Annotated in this window: 17 protein-coding genes; 12 read left to right on the plus strand and 5 right to left on the minus strand. The window is 65.1% G+C overall.

Annotated elements, in window-relative coordinates; all coding sequences use genetic code 11:
* The first annotated feature begins 281 nt into the window (after positions 1-281).
* Positions 282-1,406 (plus strand): flagellin N-terminal helical domain-containing protein, encoded by a 1,125-nt coding sequence (locus ACWKSV_RS09135; RefSeq protein ID WP_076717176.1) that lies wholly within the window; start codon positions 282-284, stop codon positions 1,404-1,406.
* Positions 1,407-1,461: 55 nt separating this feature from the next.
* Here the strand turns inward: ACWKSV_RS09135 and grpE are convergent, their stop codons facing one another.
* Together grpE and hrcA are read right to left on the minus strand one after the other, a co-directional pair.
* Positions 1,462-2,007, minus strand: coding sequence for a nucleotide exchange factor GrpE (gene grpE, locus ACWKSV_RS09140; protein WP_056433430.1), 546 nt, complete (start codon positions 2,005-2,007; stop codon positions 1,462-1,464).
* Positions 2,008-2,019: 12 nt separating this feature from the next.
* A complete protein-coding gene (hrcA, locus tag ACWKSV_RS09145; RefSeq protein WP_076718341.1) occupies positions 2,020-3,060 on the minus strand; it encodes a heat-inducible transcriptional repressor HrcA in 1,041 nt (346 codons plus the stop codon).
* A 297-nt stretch (positions 3,061-3,357) separates the two neighbouring features.
* Here hrcA and rph point away from each other — a divergent pair, with 297 nt between their 5' ends.
* Positions 3,358-4,074, plus strand: a complete 717-nt coding sequence (gene rph, locus ACWKSV_RS09150) for a ribonuclease PH (protein ID WP_056433287.1) — start codon at positions 3,358-3,360, stop codon at positions 4,072-4,074.
* On the plus strand, positions 4,071-4,697 hold the full coding sequence (gene rdgB / locus ACWKSV_RS09155; RefSeq protein ID WP_076717178.1) for an RdgB/HAM1 family non-canonical purine NTP pyrophosphatase: 627 nt from the start codon (positions 4,071-4,073) through the stop codon (positions 4,695-4,697). The genes rph and rdgB overlap by 4 nt, the downstream gene beginning before the upstream one ends.
* Before the next feature lie 41 nt (positions 4,698-4,738).
* On the opposite strand, the gene ACWKSV_RS09160 is transcribed toward rdgB, so the two are convergent.
* Together ACWKSV_RS09160 and ACWKSV_RS09165 are read right to left on the minus strand one after the other, a co-directional pair.
* Positions 4,739-5,125, minus strand: coding sequence for a hypothetical protein (locus tag ACWKSV_RS09160; RefSeq protein WP_056433293.1), 387 nt, complete (start codon positions 5,123-5,125; stop codon positions 4,739-4,741).
* Between the two features lie 33 nt (positions 5,126-5,158).
* The gene (locus ACWKSV_RS09165) at positions 5,159-5,755 is read right to left on the minus strand and encodes a CAP domain-containing protein (protein WP_335695351.1); all 597 of its coding nucleotides are present in this window, start codon (positions 5,753-5,755) and stop codon (positions 5,159-5,161) included.
* Between the two features lie 22 nt (positions 5,756-5,777).
* Between ACWKSV_RS09165 and hemW the strand changes: the two genes are divergently transcribed.
* Positions 5,778-6,932 (plus strand): radical SAM family heme chaperone HemW, encoded by a 1,155-nt coding sequence (gene hemW / locus ACWKSV_RS09170; protein WP_191864547.1) that lies wholly within the window; start codon positions 5,778-5,780, stop codon positions 6,930-6,932.
* Positions 6,933-7,375: 443 nt separating this feature from the next.
* A complete protein-coding gene (locus ACWKSV_RS09175; protein WP_191864546.1) occupies positions 7,376-10,378 on the plus strand; it encodes a TonB-dependent receptor in 3,003 nt (1,000 codons plus the stop codon).
* 117 nt (positions 10,379-10,495) lie between these two features.
* Here ACWKSV_RS09175 and ACWKSV_RS09180 read toward each other — a convergent pair whose 3' ends face one another.
* Positions 10,496-11,731, minus strand: coding sequence for a penicillin-binding protein activator (locus tag ACWKSV_RS09180; protein ID WP_191864545.1), 1,236 nt, complete (start codon positions 11,729-11,731; stop codon positions 10,496-10,498).
* Between ACWKSV_RS09180 and rsmI the strand changes: the two genes are divergently transcribed.
* The 7 genes from rsmI to gmk all read left to right on the plus strand — a co-directional run bounded on the left by rsmI (position 11,730) and on the right by gmk (position 15,802).
* Positions 11,730-12,599, plus strand: coding sequence for a 16S rRNA (cytidine(1402)-2'-O)-methyltransferase (gene rsmI / locus ACWKSV_RS09185; protein WP_076717183.1), 870 nt, complete (start codon positions 11,730-11,732; stop codon positions 12,597-12,599). The two genes, ACWKSV_RS09180 and rsmI, sit on opposite strands and share 2 nt — an antisense overlap.
* Before the next feature lie 59 nt (positions 12,600-12,658).
* Positions 12,659-13,015, plus strand: coding sequence for a hypothetical protein (locus ACWKSV_RS09190; RefSeq protein ID WP_056433304.1), 357 nt, complete (start codon positions 12,659-12,661; stop codon positions 13,013-13,015).
* A gap of 39 nt (positions 13,016-13,054) precedes the next feature.
* The gene (locus ACWKSV_RS09195; protein WP_056433307.1) at positions 13,055-13,432 is read left to right on the plus strand and encodes a YraN family protein; all 378 of its coding nucleotides are present in this window, start codon (positions 13,055-13,057) and stop codon (positions 13,430-13,432) included.
* A 57-nt stretch (positions 13,433-13,489) separates the two neighbouring features.
* Complete coding sequence (gshB, locus tag ACWKSV_RS09200) at positions 13,490-14,452, plus strand: glutathione synthase (RefSeq protein WP_076717185.1); 963 nt, start codon at positions 13,490-13,492, stop codon at positions 14,450-14,452.
* A gap of 193 nt (positions 14,453-14,645) precedes the next feature.
* Positions 14,646-14,855 (plus strand): hypothetical protein, encoded by a 210-nt coding sequence (locus ACWKSV_RS09205; RefSeq protein WP_076717187.1) that lies wholly within the window; start codon positions 14,646-14,648, stop codon positions 14,853-14,855.
* Complete coding sequence (locus ACWKSV_RS09210) at positions 14,852-15,061, plus strand: hypothetical protein (protein ID WP_056433316.1); 210 nt, start codon at positions 14,852-14,854, stop codon at positions 15,059-15,061. The genes ACWKSV_RS09205 and ACWKSV_RS09210 overlap by 4 nt, the downstream gene beginning before the upstream one ends.
* An 81-nt stretch (positions 15,062-15,142) precedes the next feature.
* Positions 15,143-15,802, plus strand: coding sequence for a guanylate kinase (gmk, locus tag ACWKSV_RS09215; protein ID WP_172839685.1), 660 nt, complete (start codon positions 15,143-15,145; stop codon positions 15,800-15,802).
* Positions 15,803-15,991 lie beyond the last annotated feature (189 nt).

Consider the following 15,991-nt stretch of genomic DNA (forward strand, 5'->3'; position numbering starts at 1 on the left):
CGTTCGGGGCAAGTGCCCTCCCCCATCCCCTCCCGCCTGCGGGAGGGGAGCGATACTGGGTGAGCTTCGGGACCAACGTCGCGGCGGCGCATGCTATCGCCCCGGGCCCGCCCCTCCCGCAGGCGGGAGGGGATGGGGGAGGGAAAGTCCCGAACCCCGGAAATCTCACGGTCACCCGCTAATATCCGGGAAAAGCCCGGATTGTTCGATCATGGTTAATTTCGTCAACCATTTTTCTCGCGCGCGGGGCCTCCCGCGCTCGTCAGGGGATGGGAGTTACCATGACGGTCATCAACACGAACGGCGCCGCGCTTCGAGCGATGGCGGCCACGCAGCGCGCCAATACCGATCTGGCCCAGTCCATGGCGCGGCTATCCTCGGGCCAGCGGATCAATTCGGCCAAAGACGATGCGGCGGGGCTGGCGATCAGCAGTTCCATGACGGCGCAGATCCGCGGCATGACGCAGGGCATCCGCAACGCCATGGACGGCGTCTCGCTGGTCCAGACCGCCGACGGTGCGCTGACCGAAGTGTCCAACATGCTGCAACGGGTCCGCGAACTGGCGGTGCAGGCGGGGTCGGGCACCTACAGCATGAGCGACCGCGCCGCACTCCAGCTGGAAGTGACCGCCGTGTCGACGCAGATCGACCAGACGCTTCGCAATGCCTCGTTCAACGGGGTGGCGTTGTTCAACAACAATCCGCCCGTGTACGACAGCAATAATCAACTGGTCGATGCCAGCGTAAAGCTGAACGTTCAGGCGGGGCCCAATATCAGCGACACGATTCCTATATCTGTACCGCCTATCCCCACAGCCTATGTTCGGAATATAGACGGCTATTGGTACAATGATTACCAAGCTCGCCTTACACAACCTCAAACTCTGAACAGCCTAGACACCACAAAATCTCATTTGGTGACGTTCGACGACTATATGGCGAAGGGAAAAATCGCAGGAGACGATATCACGCGGGACGATATCGGCCGCATCGTCTATCAGCGCGTCGGAGATCAGTGGTATGATCGCAACGGCTCGACCTACAGTGCAGGTTATAGCTATGATGAATTTATCCAGCGTCGCCAATTTTCGCTGACCGACGAACTGAACGTTACCAACCGCTATCGCACCGATAATACGCTGAAGCGCCTAGATGAACTGCTCGGCACGGTGGCGAGCGTCCAGGGACAATTGGGCGCAACGGCTAACCGACTACAATCGGCGGTCAGCACGCTGACCAGCGGCACGACCAACCTGTCGGAAGCCCGCTCGCGGATCGCCGATACCGATTATTCCGAAGAGTCGGTGAAGCTCGCCCGCGCGCAGATCCTCGCTCAGGCTTCGACCGCGATGCTCGCCCAGGCCAATCAGAGCCAGAAGGACGTGCTGAAGCTGCTCGGCCAATAACGAAAAAGGGCGGCCCCGAAGGACCGCCCTTTCCCCATCCATTCGGAAAGCCCGATCAGTCGGGCTTCTTGGCCACCGCGACCAGCGCGGGGCGCAGCAGGCGGTCCTTGATCATATAGCCCGACTGCATCTCCTGCACGATCGTGCCCGGCTCCTGGTCGGAGGGCATTTCGATCATCGCCTGATGCTTGTTGGGGTCGAGCGGCTGGCCCATCGCTTCGATCTTGGTGATGCCGTGGCGACCAAGAACGCTGTCCAGTTCCCGGCCCGTGGCGTCGAGACCGGTCACCAGCCCCTTCCACTTGTCGTCGGTGCGCAGGTCGGCCGGAATCGCCTGAAGCGCGCGCTGGAGATTGTCGGCGACCGACAGGACGTCGCGCGCGAACGCGGTCGCGGCATAGTTGCGCGCGTCGACCGCTTCCTTCTCGGCGCGGCGGCGGACATTCTGGTTCTCGGCCTGGGCATAGAGATATTGCTGCTTGGCCTCGGCCAGCTGGTTCTCCAGCTCGGCGACGCGGTCCTGCACGGCCACTTCGGGCGCGGCCTCGGCCGTCTCTTCGCGCAGGTCGTTCTGGGTCTCGTTGGTCGTGTTATCGCTCATCATAATCCCTGTTCAGCCCATCATCCGGGCGAGCGTTGCCGCCGTGAAATCCACCATGGGCACGACGCGGGCATAGTTCAACCGCGTGGGCCCGATTACGCCGACCACACCGACCACTTGGCCGTCCAGTCCGCGAAAAGGCCGGGCGATCACCGAAGATCCCGACAGCGCGAACAACTTGTTCTCCGCGCCGATGAAGATACGCGTCGAATCCCCGGCGCGCGCCGAATCGAGCAGGCTGGCGATTTCCTGCTTGCCCTCCAGATCGTCGAGCAGGTCGCGGACCCGCTCCAGATCGGCGGCGGCGGCGGCGTCGATCAACCGCCCCTGCCCGCGCACGATCAGGATCGGACGCCGCGCGCCATCCTCGCTCCAGATGATCAGCCCCTGTTCGACCAGCGCCCGCGCCGCCCCGTCCAGCGCCGCGCGCCCCGCCGCCAGTTCGCGCTCCAGCCGGTCGCGCGCCTGACCCAGCGTGAGGCCCGCCAGCGTGGCGGACAGGTAATTGCCCGCCTCGACCAGCGCCGACGGCGTCATGCCGGCGGGTAGTTCCAGTACCCGGTTCTCGACCGCGCCATCCTCCGCGACCAGCACGGCCAGCGCCTGGGTCGGCGACAGCGGCACGAAGCCGATCGAGCGCAGCTTCATCTCGCGCTTGGGCACCATGACCAGGCCCGCACAGGCCGACAGCCCCGACAGCACCGCCGTCGTCGCCGCCAGCGCCTCCTCGACCGGGCCGGAGCGGGCGGCGCGCGCCTCGATCGCGGCGCGTTCCTCGATGCTGGGCTCCATGGCATGCATCATGCCGTCGACGAACAGCCGCAAACCGATATCGGTCGGCATCCGCCCCGCGCTGGTATGCGGTGCCGCCAGCAATCCGCGCTCCTCCAGTTCCTGAAGGACGTTGCGGATCGAGGCGGGCGACAGGTTGATCCCCGAGAGCGCGATCGTCTTCGACCCCACGGGCTGGCCGCTCGTCAGATAGCTGTCGACCACCACGCGAAAAATATCGCGCGCGCGGTCGGTCAACTCGGTGATCGGTGGGGTGACCATGCCGCGAATGTAGGCATCGCCCCGCACCGGCTCAAGCGATCGGGAGACACCCCCCTTCTTCTCCGCGTCCTCTGCGCCTCTGCGCGAAATTTTCTCACGCGGAGACGCGGAGACGCGGAGATTGTTTCGCTCATCCTCCGCGTCTCCGCGCCTCCGCGTGAACCATTCTTCTTTTTTGCGCGCAGAGGCGCAGAGGACGCAGAGAGAAGAAGCGAGTGTCTTCCGATCGCCACCTTGGTCTCTGGCGCATCGCGCAGGGGCCGTTTAGGGCTGTCTTCAAGGAACAAGGAGAAGACTATGCGCCCGTCCGGCCGGATGCCCGACCAGATGCGTCCCATCACGATCGAGCCGAATTTCACCCGCCACGCCGAAGGATCGGTGCTGATCGGGTTCGGCGATACCAAGGTGCTCGTCACCGCCAGCGTCGAAGAGCGCGTGCCCCCCTTCCTGCGCGGCAAGGGCGAAGGCTGGGTCACGGCCGAGTATGGCATGCTCCCCCGTGCCACCCATACGCGCGGCAGCCGAGAGGCGGCCAAGGGCAAGCAGTCGGGCCGCACCCAGGAAATCCAGCGGCTGATCGGCCGTTCCCTGCGCGCCGTCTGCGACCTCAAGGCGCTGGGCGAGCGGCAGATCACCATCGACTGCGACGTGATCCAGGCCGATGGCGGCACCCGCACCGCCGCCATTTCAGGCGCCTGGGTCGCGCTGCGCATGGCGGTCAACAAGCTGATGGCCGAGGGCAAGCTGGCCAGCGACCCGATCCGCAACAAGGTCGCCGCCGTCTCCTGCGGCATCCATCAGGGCACGCCGGTCCTCGACCTCGACTATATCGAGGATTCGAACGCCGATGCCGACGCCAATTTCGTGCTGATCGAGAACGGCCACATCGCCGAGGTTCAGGCGACCGCCGAGCACGCCACCTATGACGAAGAGGCGCTGCTGCGTCTGCTCCGCCTGGCGCGCATGGGCTGCACCGAGATTTTCGCGGCGCAGGACCGGGCGATCCGCGCATGAGCGGCGAAGGAAACGGCCGCCAGGCGATCCGCAAGCTGACGCCGGGCAAGCTGGTCCTGGCCAGCCACAACAAGGGCAAGATCGTGGAATTCCGCGAACTCCTCGCGCCCTATGGCATGGAGGTGATCGCGGCCGGTGACCTGGACCTGCCCGAGCCCGAGGAAACCGGCACGACCTTCGTCGCCAATGCCGAATTGAAGGCGCTCGCTGCCGCCGACCTGTCGGGCCTGCCCGCCCTGTCGGACGACAGCGGACTGTGCGTCGAGGCCCTGGGCGGCGATCCGGGGCTGTTCTCGGCGCGCTGGGCGGGGCCGGAAAAGGACTTCGGCATGGCGATGCGTGCGGTCGAGGATCGGCTGAACGAGGAACCGGACATGAGCCGCGCCGCGCATTTCATCTGCGCGCTAGCGGTCGGCTGGCCCGACGGCCATGTCGAATGGTTCGAGGGCCGTGTCGACGGCACGATCGTCTGGCCGCCGCGCGGGGACAAGGGTCATGGCTATGACCCGATCTTCCAGCCAATCGGCGGCACCGAGACCTTCGCCGAGATGGACCAGGACGAAAAGAACCGCATCAGCCACCGCGCCGACGCATTCGGCCAGCTGGTGAAGGCGGTGTTCTGACCGTTTATTCCTCCCCAAGCACAGCTTGGGGAGGAATGCGCTTACCCTTTCGCCAGCCGCTTCTGGTTGGCCGTCACCGTTCGGTGCACCGGCGCCATCGCCTGGACCGGCATCGACGCGCCGATCAGCATCGCGCGCGCCATCGACTCCCAGGCATGCAGCATCCCGCCCTGCGGATTGTGCCGCGACAGTTTCGACAGGGCCGCCTGATCGCGGTTCCAGACCTTCGCCGACTGGTCGAAGGCCTTGACCTTCTCACTGACCATCAGCGTCATTTCCGCTGCCGAGGACGTACCCGTCGCCATCGCCCCCATGCGCGAGGCCATGACGCTCTGCGCGCTCAGCATCGCCTCGCCTGCCATCACCGCGAATCGAGCGGGTGCGGTCCAGAAGGTGATCCACGCCATCGGATCATAAGGGTTCGCCATCGCGTCAGTACCTTCCCGTCATGCCCGGCCGAGTCAGAAGGCCCGCTCGCCAAAGACGTTGCCGGTCGGGCTATAGCGGCAAACGAGGAAATCGTCGCGCGCATTGCTCGCCATCGCACAACCGACCGCCGTGGAACGGGCCCAGACGATCTGGGTATAGTGGCCGACATCGCCGAACTGGCCCGTGCGGCTGGACTGCGGCACGGGCAGATTCACGAAATTGCGCCGCTCGGCCAGCCAATGGCCCATCATCTCGTCATAGCGATAGGCGCCGCGCGTGCCGGTCCACAGATTTTCACCCTGCCGCGTCGGTCCCTGCGGCTGTTCGGCATGCTGGAACCGACCGGTCCGCGCCAGTTCCTGCGCATAGGCCAGCGCGCTCGCCGCCAGCCCCTCGTCCCATGTGAGCGGCGACAGGCCCACATCCGCCCGCGCGGTCTGGTGGCCGTCGAGCATCGCCTGACGCAGCAATCCTGTCCCACGCGACGCGGGCGCGTCCGAAGTCCGCTGCTCGACGATCCGGGGCGGCGGCCGTTCCATCCCGCCGGTCTGCGAAGGGATCACCGGTCCACAAGCCGCCAGCAGCAGCACGGCGGGGACGGAAGATAAGAGATAGCGAAGCGTGCGCATCGCCGCCATATCGTCGCACATCATGTCCTCCGCAATATCGCCCGCACCCAGCCCGCTCGCGCTCTACGTCCATTGGCCCTTCTGCGTCTCCAAATGTCCCTATTGCGACTTCAACAGCCATGTCCGCGAGTCGGTGGACCAGGCGGCCTGGGCCGAGGCGCTGCTCGCCGATCTGGCGCATGAAGCGGCCATGCTGCCGGGGCGGCGGCTGACCTCGATCTTTTTCGGCGGCGGTACGCCCTCGCTGATGCCGCCCGCCACGGTTGCTGCAATCCTGAACGCGGCAGAGCGCCATTGGGGCTTTGCCGAGGGTATCGAGATCACGCTGGAGGCCAACCCTTCTTCGGTCGAGGCGGCGCGCTTCGCCGACCTCGCCGCCGCCGGGGTCAATCGCGCCTCGCTGGGCGTGCAGGCGCTGGATGACGAGGCACTCCACTTCCTGGGTCGCGCGCATGGCGTGGACGAGGCGCTGCGCGCGCTCCAGACCGCGCAGGAGCAGTTCGGCCGGGTCAGCTTCGACCTGATCTACGCCCGCCCCGGCCAGCCGGCGGAGAATTGGGAAGCCGAGCTGACCCGCGCCATCGGCTTTGGCACCGAGCATCTGTCGCTCTACCAGCTGACCATCGAACCGGGTACGCGCTTCCATACCGAAGCGGCGGCCGGGCGGCTGGTCATTCCGGACGGCGATGCCGCCGCCGACCTGTTCGAGGCGACACGCGCGATCACCGCCGCCGCAGGCCTGCCCGCCTATGAAACCTCCAACCACGCCCGGATCGGCGCGGAGAGCCGCCATAACCTGACCTATTGGCGATACGGCGATTATGCCGGGATCGGCCCCGGCGCGCATGGCCGCCGTGAAGGCGTCGCCACCGCCCGTCGCAAGAAGCCGGAAAACTGGATGAGCGCCGTCGACCGCAACGGCCACGGCATCGAGCTGGAGGAAACCCTCCCCCCGACCACCCGCGCGACCGAGGCACTGGTCATGGGCCTGCGTCTGGCGGAGGGCGTCGACCTGTCCCGCGTCACCGCGCTGGCCGAGGGACGCGAGATGGTGAACCGCGCCGCCGTTACCACGCTGACCCAACAGGGTCTGGTCCGACTGGACGGCGAACGGTTGATCGTCACCGAAGCGGGAGCGCTCCTGCTCGACGCGATCCTGCGGGAAGTCGTACTTTAGCAGGCACTTCTTGGCACGACGGCACATGGACAGCTACCGACGGCTTGCAGCACGAAAAGCTCCCATTCCGCAATATCGGCATAGCCCAGGCGGCATTGTTGCAGCAATGCAACATCTGAACCGAAAATGAACGTAATTTCCGATTACATTTAGTCAATTTTGTTACCATGCTCACATAGGTTAGGTTTTTCGTTGAAAAGCAGCAACTTGACCGGTGACATAGATCAGTAATACAATAAATTATACTATATTGACCCTCGTTTTACGCTCTGCCTAAGTTGTGTCCGAGGCTGCACCAATGATTTTGGCGCCTCGCCAGATGCCACGTTCGATAGCGTGCGGGCATATGAGGGGGAATATTACCGATGAGCATGATAACAATGCGGCGTCGCCGCAAAGGCATACTCTTGTCCGCTGCGGCAGCGATCGTCGCGGCTTCTGGGATGACCATGATTGCGGCACCGGCTGCCGCCCAAGGCTATGTCAACGTCATCGCCGGAGGCTCGGTTACCGATGCCGATGGCAAGCCGATCGCGGGGGCAACGGTTACGGTGACATCGGATGCGCAGGGCTTCACCCGCAGCGCGACCACCGACAAGGACGGCAGCTACCAGATCCCCGAACTGCCGCCGGGCAGCTACAGCTTCACGATCAACGCGCCGGGCTATGCCACTTACCGCGAAGACGAAGTCTCGTTGCGCGCCGGTTCAGCGTCCAACCGCTTTGCCTTGGGTGCCGAAAGCACATCGGGTGAAATCACGGTTTCGGGCCGCCGCATCCGCACCTCTGATTTCGATAGCACGACGACGGGCGCCGTCATCGACGTGTCGGACATCGCAACCCGCCTGCCCGTCGGCCGCGACCTGCAGTCGGTTATCCTGCTGGCGCCGGGCGCCAACGCAGGTGCAGGCGCGTTCGGCGGTCTGCCGTCGATCAACGGCTCGGCGGTTTCGGAAAACGCCTTCTTCGTGAACGGCCTGAACATCACCGACTTCCGCAAGAGCCTGTATGCGGTCACGGTGCCTTTCGACTTCTATCAGACCGTCGATGTCAAGACCGGCGGGTACGCGGCCGAATTCGGCCGTTCGACCGGCGGCTTCATCAACGCGACGACCAAGTCGGGTTCGAATGAATTCCATGGCGGCATCCTGTTCAACTGGAACCCCGATTCACTCGTTACCCGCACCAAGGACACGATTTATTCGGCCAACAAGTTCACCCGCAGTGAATCCGCCAGCATGACAGCCGAATTGTCCGGACCGTTGTGGAAGGATCACCTTTTCTTCTACGGCCTGTACCAGTCGCGCAACGTTGCTTCCACCGGGGCGGGACGTCAATTCTTTCCGGCAACAAACACCTTCCTGGGCACCTCACGCAGCTTCTATCGCACGACGTCGCCGTTCTTCGGTGGCAAGATTGATGCGGTGATCACCAACGGCCAGCGCCTGGAATTCACCTATTTCAATACGTCGGGTGAGGAAACGACGCGTCGATATGGCAATACCAGTTCGCTCGCCAATCGCTTCAATCTGACGACCGGGCAGGATGGCCCCTACCAGGGCTATACCTATGGCAAGTACGGCGGCTCGAATTATGTCGGTCGCTATACCGGTGTGATGAGCAACTGGCTGACCGTCTCGGCTGCTTATGGGCGCAACGAGAACATCTCGTTCGGCCAGTCAATCAATTCCGCAAACTCGACCCTGCCGCCCGTCACCGACTCGCGCACCGATCAGTCGGTCAGCCTGACCAATCCGGGTGGTGCGATCAATTCGGCGCAAGACGTTCGCAAATTCTATCGGGGCGACGTCGACGTCTACTTCAAGCTGCTCGGCGCGCATCACGTCCGCTTTGGCTATGACCGCGAGGATTTGTCTTCGGTCGTACAGAACCTCGGCAATGGCAACGGCATCAGCTACACGGTTCTGAAGAGCCGTCCGGGTGATCAGTTCGGCGTCCCGGTCGGAACCGATTATGTCCGCCAGGGCACGTATCAGGTCGGGGGCGGCTTTTCGTCGCGCAACGATGCATTCTACGTTCAGGACAGTTGGTCGCTGATGGAGAACCGGCTGAACCTCAACGCCGGCCTGCGTCTCGACCGGTTCGAGAACAAGAACGGTGACGGCAACACCTTCTACAAGTCGGGCAATCAATGGGGTCCGCGTCTGGGCTTCACCTTTGACCCGATCGGCAACCAGACCGACAAATTCTATGGCAGCTACAGCCGTTTGTACGTTCCGGTGCCCGCAAATACCAATATCCGGCTGGCTGGCGGCGAAACCTACTACACCCGCACCAACCTGCTGGCAGGTTTCAGCGCGAACAATGTGCCGATCCTGGGTTCGCCGGTCCTCTATTCCGGAGCAGCCAACTGCCCCGATACCGGGATCGCCAATTGCGACGTGACCGGCACCGGTAAGGCACCCGATACGCGTTCCGTGGTGGCGAAGGGCCTGAAGCCGCAATCGGCGGACGAATTGATCCTCGGCTATGAAAAGCGGATCGACCGCTGGCGTTTCCAGACCTTCCTGACGGTCACGCGCCTCAACGAAGTGCTGGAGGACGCCGCGATCGACCTTGCCGTCAACAACTACTGCACGGCGCAGAAGATCGCAGGGTGCGACCAGATCTGGAACGGCTTCCACCAGTATGTCCTGATCAATCCGGGTTCTCCAGCAGCGATAACCCTTTCCGACCCGGTCAATGGGGAAACCTCGCTGCGGACCGTCAACTTCACGGCGGCCGAACTCGGCTACCCGAAGGCGCAGCGCTTCCACCGTTCGATGACCTTCCGCGCGTGGCGTGAGTTCGACGGCGTGTGGAGCATCGAAGGCTCATATGTCTACGGCAAGACCTATGGCAATTACGAAGGCGGCGTGAAGAGCGACAACGGCCAGAGTGACACCGGCCTGACCCAGGATTTCGACCAGCCGGGTCTGACGCGCGGGATGTACGGCTATTCGCCGAATGATCGCCGTCACGTCTTCAAGCTGTTCGGCAGCTATCAGCTGGGCATTTTCAACATCGGCGGCGTCTTCTCGGCCGTCGCTCCACGCAAATATGGCTGTATCGGTACGGTGCCGCGCTCGGTCGATCCCTATGCCCGCGCTTATGGGGCGGCGGGTGCCTATTGCCAGGTACGGCCGGACGGCTCGATCAACACCGATCCGACGGTGGCCTTCCCGGTCCAGCTGGTCCGGCGCGGTACGTCGTTCAACGGTCGCTGGCTCTTCACCGACGATATCGACATCTCGACGAAGATTCCGATTGGCCGTTCGACCGCCACGCTGCGCCTGTCGGTGTTCAACGTCCTGAACCTTCAGACCCCGAACAATTTCAGCGAATTCGGCACGACCGGCAATGGCACCGCGTCGATCTTCTATCGCCAGATTCAGGGCTATCAGGCCGCGCGTCGTGCTCGGATCCAGTTCCAGTACGCCTTCTGATCCTTACCCCCAAGGGTTGCCCGGACCAATCGCCCGAGCAACCCTGGACCTGGGGCCGGACCGCACAATCGGTCCGGCCCCATTTTTATTTCAGGGTCGCTTTACGGGCGTCGTCGCTCACCCCCCGAACCCGGTCGGTGCGGGGCTGACGGTCACGGCGGTGCCGTCGCGCAGTTCCTGCACCTCCAGCGCGCGTTCGGCCACGCCGTCGCGGCCGAAGCGGAAGGCGCCGTCGATGCCGGCAAAGCCGTCCGACGCACGCAGCCGTGTCTCGGGGAAGGGTGCGTTCATCTTCCAGTCGCGCGCGATCCGCACGGTCAGCAGGACCGCGTCATAGCCCAGGCTCGACAGGCGATAGGGCGCGGCGCGGAAGCGGGCGCGGTACTTGGTCGCATATTGGCGGTAGAGCGTGTTGGAAACGCTGGCGAACCACGCGCCGTTCAACCCTGCCCGCGACGCGATGCCCGATTCGGAATTCCACAATTCGGTGCCCAGCAACCGCGTATTCGCGCCCGATCCACGCTTCAGGATCGGCGCCGCCGCCGCCGCCGTCGCGCCGCCATCGGCGATCAGCACGGCGTCATATGGGGCCTTGGCGTTCAGCCGCTGCGCCGCCGCGCCGATGCCGCCCGCGACCCGGCCATAAGGCTGGAGCGAGACGACCTGCCCCCCCGCCCCTTCGACCGCGCGCAGAAAGGCGGTGGAGGCCCGTTCGCCATAGAGTCCGTTGGGCACCAGCCCCGCAAAGGTCGTGACGCCGCGCCCGCGCGCATAGGTAACGACCCGGTCGATCGACTGGGCGGGCGTATAGCCCATCAGATATGTGCCGTTCCCGGCCACGCCCACGTCGTTGGAAAAGCTGATGACCGGCACCCGCGCGGCGCGTGCCACGGGAGCGACGGCGCGAACATCCTCGGACAAGAGCGGCCCCAGGATCAGCTGCGCGCCCTCGGCAATCGCCTTATGCGCCGCTGCGGCTGCACCGGTCGTGGTGTCGTAATTGGTGATGCGGATCGTGTCGGCCTGCGCGTCGAGCAGCGCCATCATCGTCGCATTGGCGATCGACTGGCCGACCCCGGCATTGCTGCCCGACAAGGGCACCAGCAGTGCGATGCGATGGCGCGCGGTGTCGCGCGGCAGCCCTGCTTCCGGCTCGGTCGAGGGGCGCGGGGTGGTCGGCACCGGCCGCGTTTCGGGCTGGTCGACGGGGCCGCGCGGCACGATCGTCTGGCAGGCGGCCAGCGCCAGCGTCGTCGCCAGCGCAACCGCGCGGCCGATCCGCCCGGCGCCATAGGAACGGAAGCGGCCCCGAATGACGGCCCCCGGTTGTACGAACAGCCCTGCCTCTGTCATGACGATCCCCGTGACCCAAACCGAAAACACTCTCGAACCCGGCCTGTACATCGTCGCGACCCCCATCGGCAATCTCGGCGATCTGTCTCCGCGTGCGGCCAACATTCTGACAAACGCCGATATCATCGCGGTCGAGGACAGTCGCGTGACAGCCGGGCTGCTCCGCCATATCGGGGTGAAGCGGCCCATGCAGCCCTATCACGACCACAATGCCGAGCATGTCCGCCCCGGCCTGATCGCGCGTATGGCGACCCAGGCGGTGGCGCTGGTGTCCGATGCCGGGACACCCTTGATCTCGGACCCCGGCTACAAGCTGGTGCGTGACGCGCGCGCGGCGGGCCATGCGGTGGTGACGATCCCCGGCCCCTGCGCCGCGATCGCCGCGCTGACGCTGGCCGGGCTGCCGACCGATCGCTTCCTGTTCGCAGGCTTCCTGCCGCCCAAGGAAAAGGCGCGGGCCGACGCCATTGCCGAGATCGCCGGCATTCGCGCGACGTTGGTCCTCTACGAATCGGGGCCGCGCCTGGCGGCGACGCTGACCGCGCTGGCCCAGGGACTGGGCGACCGCGAGGCGGCGGTGACGCGCGAGATCACCAAGAAGTTCGAGGAGGCCGTGACCGGCACCCTCTCCACCCTCGCCGCGCGCTATGCCGAGGGCGGGCCGAAGGGCGAGATCGCGATCGTCGTCGCGCCGCCCGGCGAAGCCCCGCCCGCCACCGAACAGGATGCCGACGCCGCGCTGGCCGAAGCGCTCACCCGCCTGCCCGTCGGCCGTGCGGCGAGCGAGGTCGCCAAGGCGCTCGGGCTCGACCGCAAGACACTCTATGCCCGCGCATTGGCGATGAAGGACGGCGATTCGACCGATTAAGATCCCGCATTAGCAATTCCGCAAGGATCGACGGCGCAGGGGGGAAGCTGGGGATCACCATGTACGCCTTTCAGTTTCGCCGCGACATCAACCTGCTGGACATCCAATGGACCGGGCATTTCACGACCGAGGTCGCGAACCGCTATGCCCAGGAACTGGTCGAGGCGTTCCGGCGCAGCGGCTTTCGCCCCGGCTATCGCCTGCGGATCGACATGTCGGCGATCAACGTCCAGCCGAAGGACGCGATCATGACGGTCCATGAGGCACTGCGCGACTTCCCCCGCGCCAGCCGCATCGCGATGATCAACGGCAGCGCGATCGGGCGGCAGCAAATCCGTCGGCTGATGACCCAGCCCTATTTGCGCGTCTTCGATCCTGCCGAGGACAGCCTGGCCTGGCTGACCGCGCCGGAGTAACCGCTCGCCCGCGCCGTTATCCTTGGATAGCATGGGTCCATGCCACTGCCCTCCGCCCGCCCCCGCCGTGATCGTCGTGCCGCCGAAGAAGCAGGCCGTCGCGGCGAGCGGCTGGCCGCCTGGTGGCTTCGGCTGAAGGGCTGGACCATCCTCGACCGCCGCGTCCGCACGCCTGCTGGCGAGGTCGATCTGGTCGCGCGGCGCGGGTCGCTGGTGGCCTTTGTCGAGGTGAAGACGCGCAAGACCGCCGCCGAACTGGATTTCGCGATCGACGCGCGGCGGCTGGCGCGGGTGGCCGCCGCCGCCGAGGTGCTGATGGCGACCTATGCCGGGCCGGGCGATGACATCCGGGTCGATGTGATCCTGCTCGCGCCGGGTAGCCGTCCGCGTCACATCGAAAATGCATGGTGTGGGTGACAGGCGCGCGGGCAGCGATTACCTCCCGTCCGCAACACCCCAAGGAAGGAAGCCCCCATGTCCCAGCCGCTGACCGTCGCCGTCCAGATGGACCCGATGGACCAGATCAATGTCGCGGGGGACTCGACCTTCGCGCTGATGCTGTCGGCCCAGGCCCGTGGGCATCAGCTGTTCCACTATGACGCGGGCGATCTCAACTGGTCGGACGGGCACCTCTGGACAAGTGCGCATCCCGTCACCGTGCAGCGCGTCGCGGGCGACCATTACCGCTTCGGCGAGCCGGTCAAGCTGGATTTGGGCGACGAGGCCGATGTCGTGCTGATGCGGCAGGATCCGCCCTTCGACCTGGGCTATATCACCGCCACGCATCTGCTGGAGCGGGTCGCCGAAAAGACGCTGGTCGTGAACAATCCGCGCAGCGTGCGCAATGCGCCGGAAAAGGTCTTCGTCCTCGACTATCCGCAGTTCATGCCGCCGACGCTCGTCACCCGTTCGCTGGATGAGGCGCGGGCATTCCTGGCGCAACATGGCGAGATCGTGATCAAGCCGCTGCACGGCAATGGCGGCAAGGCGATCTTCAAGGTCGGGCGCGACGGCGCGAACCTGTCGGCGCTGATCGAGGTGTTCAACACCGCGTACCGCGAACCACATATGGTGCAGGCCTTCCTTCCGGCCGTGGCCAAGGGCGACAAGCGCATCGTGTTGATCGACGGCGAGGTCGCGGGCGCGATCAACCGCCTGCCGGGCGAGGGCGAGATCCGCTCCAACCTGGCGGTCGGCGGTTCGGCGCAGAAGACCGAATTGACGGAGCGCGAGCGCGAAATCTGCGCGGTGCTCGGACCGGAACTGAAGCGGCGTGGGCTGCTGTTCGTCGGCATCGACGTGATCGGCGGCGAGTGGCTGACCGAGATCAACGTCACCTCGCCGACGGGCATCGTCGCGATCGAGGCGTTCGACGGGACGGATGTCGCAGGCCTGATCTGGGACGCGATCGAAGCGAAGGTCGCAGGTAGGGGCTGAACTTCATCCTCCCCGGCACGGGGAGGTGGCAGGCCTGACGGAGGGGGCGTGCCGCAAGGGACATACCATGCGGCGATCCCCCTCCACCATGCTGCGCATGGTCCCCCTCCCCGTGCCGGGGAGGATTTGCCCCCCAAGGAACCCATCCCCCGTCCCATGCTTTGTTCGCCTTTAGCAACGAAAGGCATAGGCAATGGGTGCAACGACCATCGGCGCCATGGTGGGCGCCGCCATCGACGGCATGTCGGGTGACGACGGCGTCGCGGACGGCGCAGTCATCGGTGCGGTCACCGCCAATGTTCTGAAAGTCGTGCTGCCGCTCGCCATCACCTATGCGGTGGGCTGGGCGGTGCTGCGCGGCGTGGGTGAGATCAAGGACCGGGTTTTCGGAGAAGCAGCATGATCGGACGTATTATCGGCGCGCTCGTCGGGCGTGAAATTGGTCGCCGCGAAGGAAATGACGGCTTCAAGGGCGCGGCTCTGGGCGCGCTGGCCGTCGGCGGCATGCGCCGCCTGGGGCCGCTCGGCCTGCTGCTCGGCGGCGGCTATGCGGCCAAGAAAGCCTATGACCGTCGCAAGGCGGGCAAGGCCGTAGGCAACCGCTACTGAGCGACGCTCGAAAGCCAAAGCGATACCGCAGCGCGTCAAGCATCTCTTGACGCGCTGCAACCGCGTGCGTCAAAGGCGGATATGCCCAATTCGCCCGCCCATCTCGACGATCCCCACAAGCTGAAGCGCCGCGGCATGTTGTTCGTGCTGTCTTCGCCCTCGGGCGCGGGCAAGTCGACGATCGCGCGCAAGCTGCTTGCCGACGACGATGGCCTCCAAATGTCGGTGTCGGCGACGACGCGCGGCATCCGGCCGGGCGAAGAGGACGGCCGAGACTATCACTTCGTCGATCTCGAGGAATTTCGCCGCATGGTGGCGAATGACGAATTCCTCGAATGGGCGCATGTCTTCGACAACCGTTACGGCACGCCGCGCGCGCAGGTCGAGGCGATGCTGGCGGCCGGCAAGGACGTGCTGTTCGATATCGACTGGCAGGGCGCGCAGCAGCTGTTCCAGATCGCGGGCGGCGACGTGGTCCGTGTGTTCATCTTCCCCCCCTCGATGGAGGAACTCCGCCAGCGACTTGAGCGCCGCGCGACCGATTCGGTCGAGGTGATCGACGCCCGCATGGCGCGTGCGACCAACGAGGTCAGCCACTGGGACGGCTATGACTATGTTCTGGTCAATGACGATGTGGAGCAGTGTTTCCAGGGGGTGAAGACGATCCTCCAGGCCGAACGACTGAAGCGCTCGCGCCAGACGGGGTTGATCGGGTTCATCCGGAAGCTGACGACGAAGTAAGCGCGGGGCCGGGCATGCACTTCGACTTCGCTCCGTGCGAACGGAGGGTGGCGTAGCGGCAACCGAAACTGGGGACCCTGTCCACATCCCCCCTCCGTTCAGGCTGAGCGTAGTCGAAGCCCAAGGGAAAGCCTGGCCGCACGCGCATCGCGTACACTTCGACTTCGCTCAGTGTGAACGGAGTATAGG

Source organism: Sphingomonas sp. SphC10 (assembly GCF_057004845.1).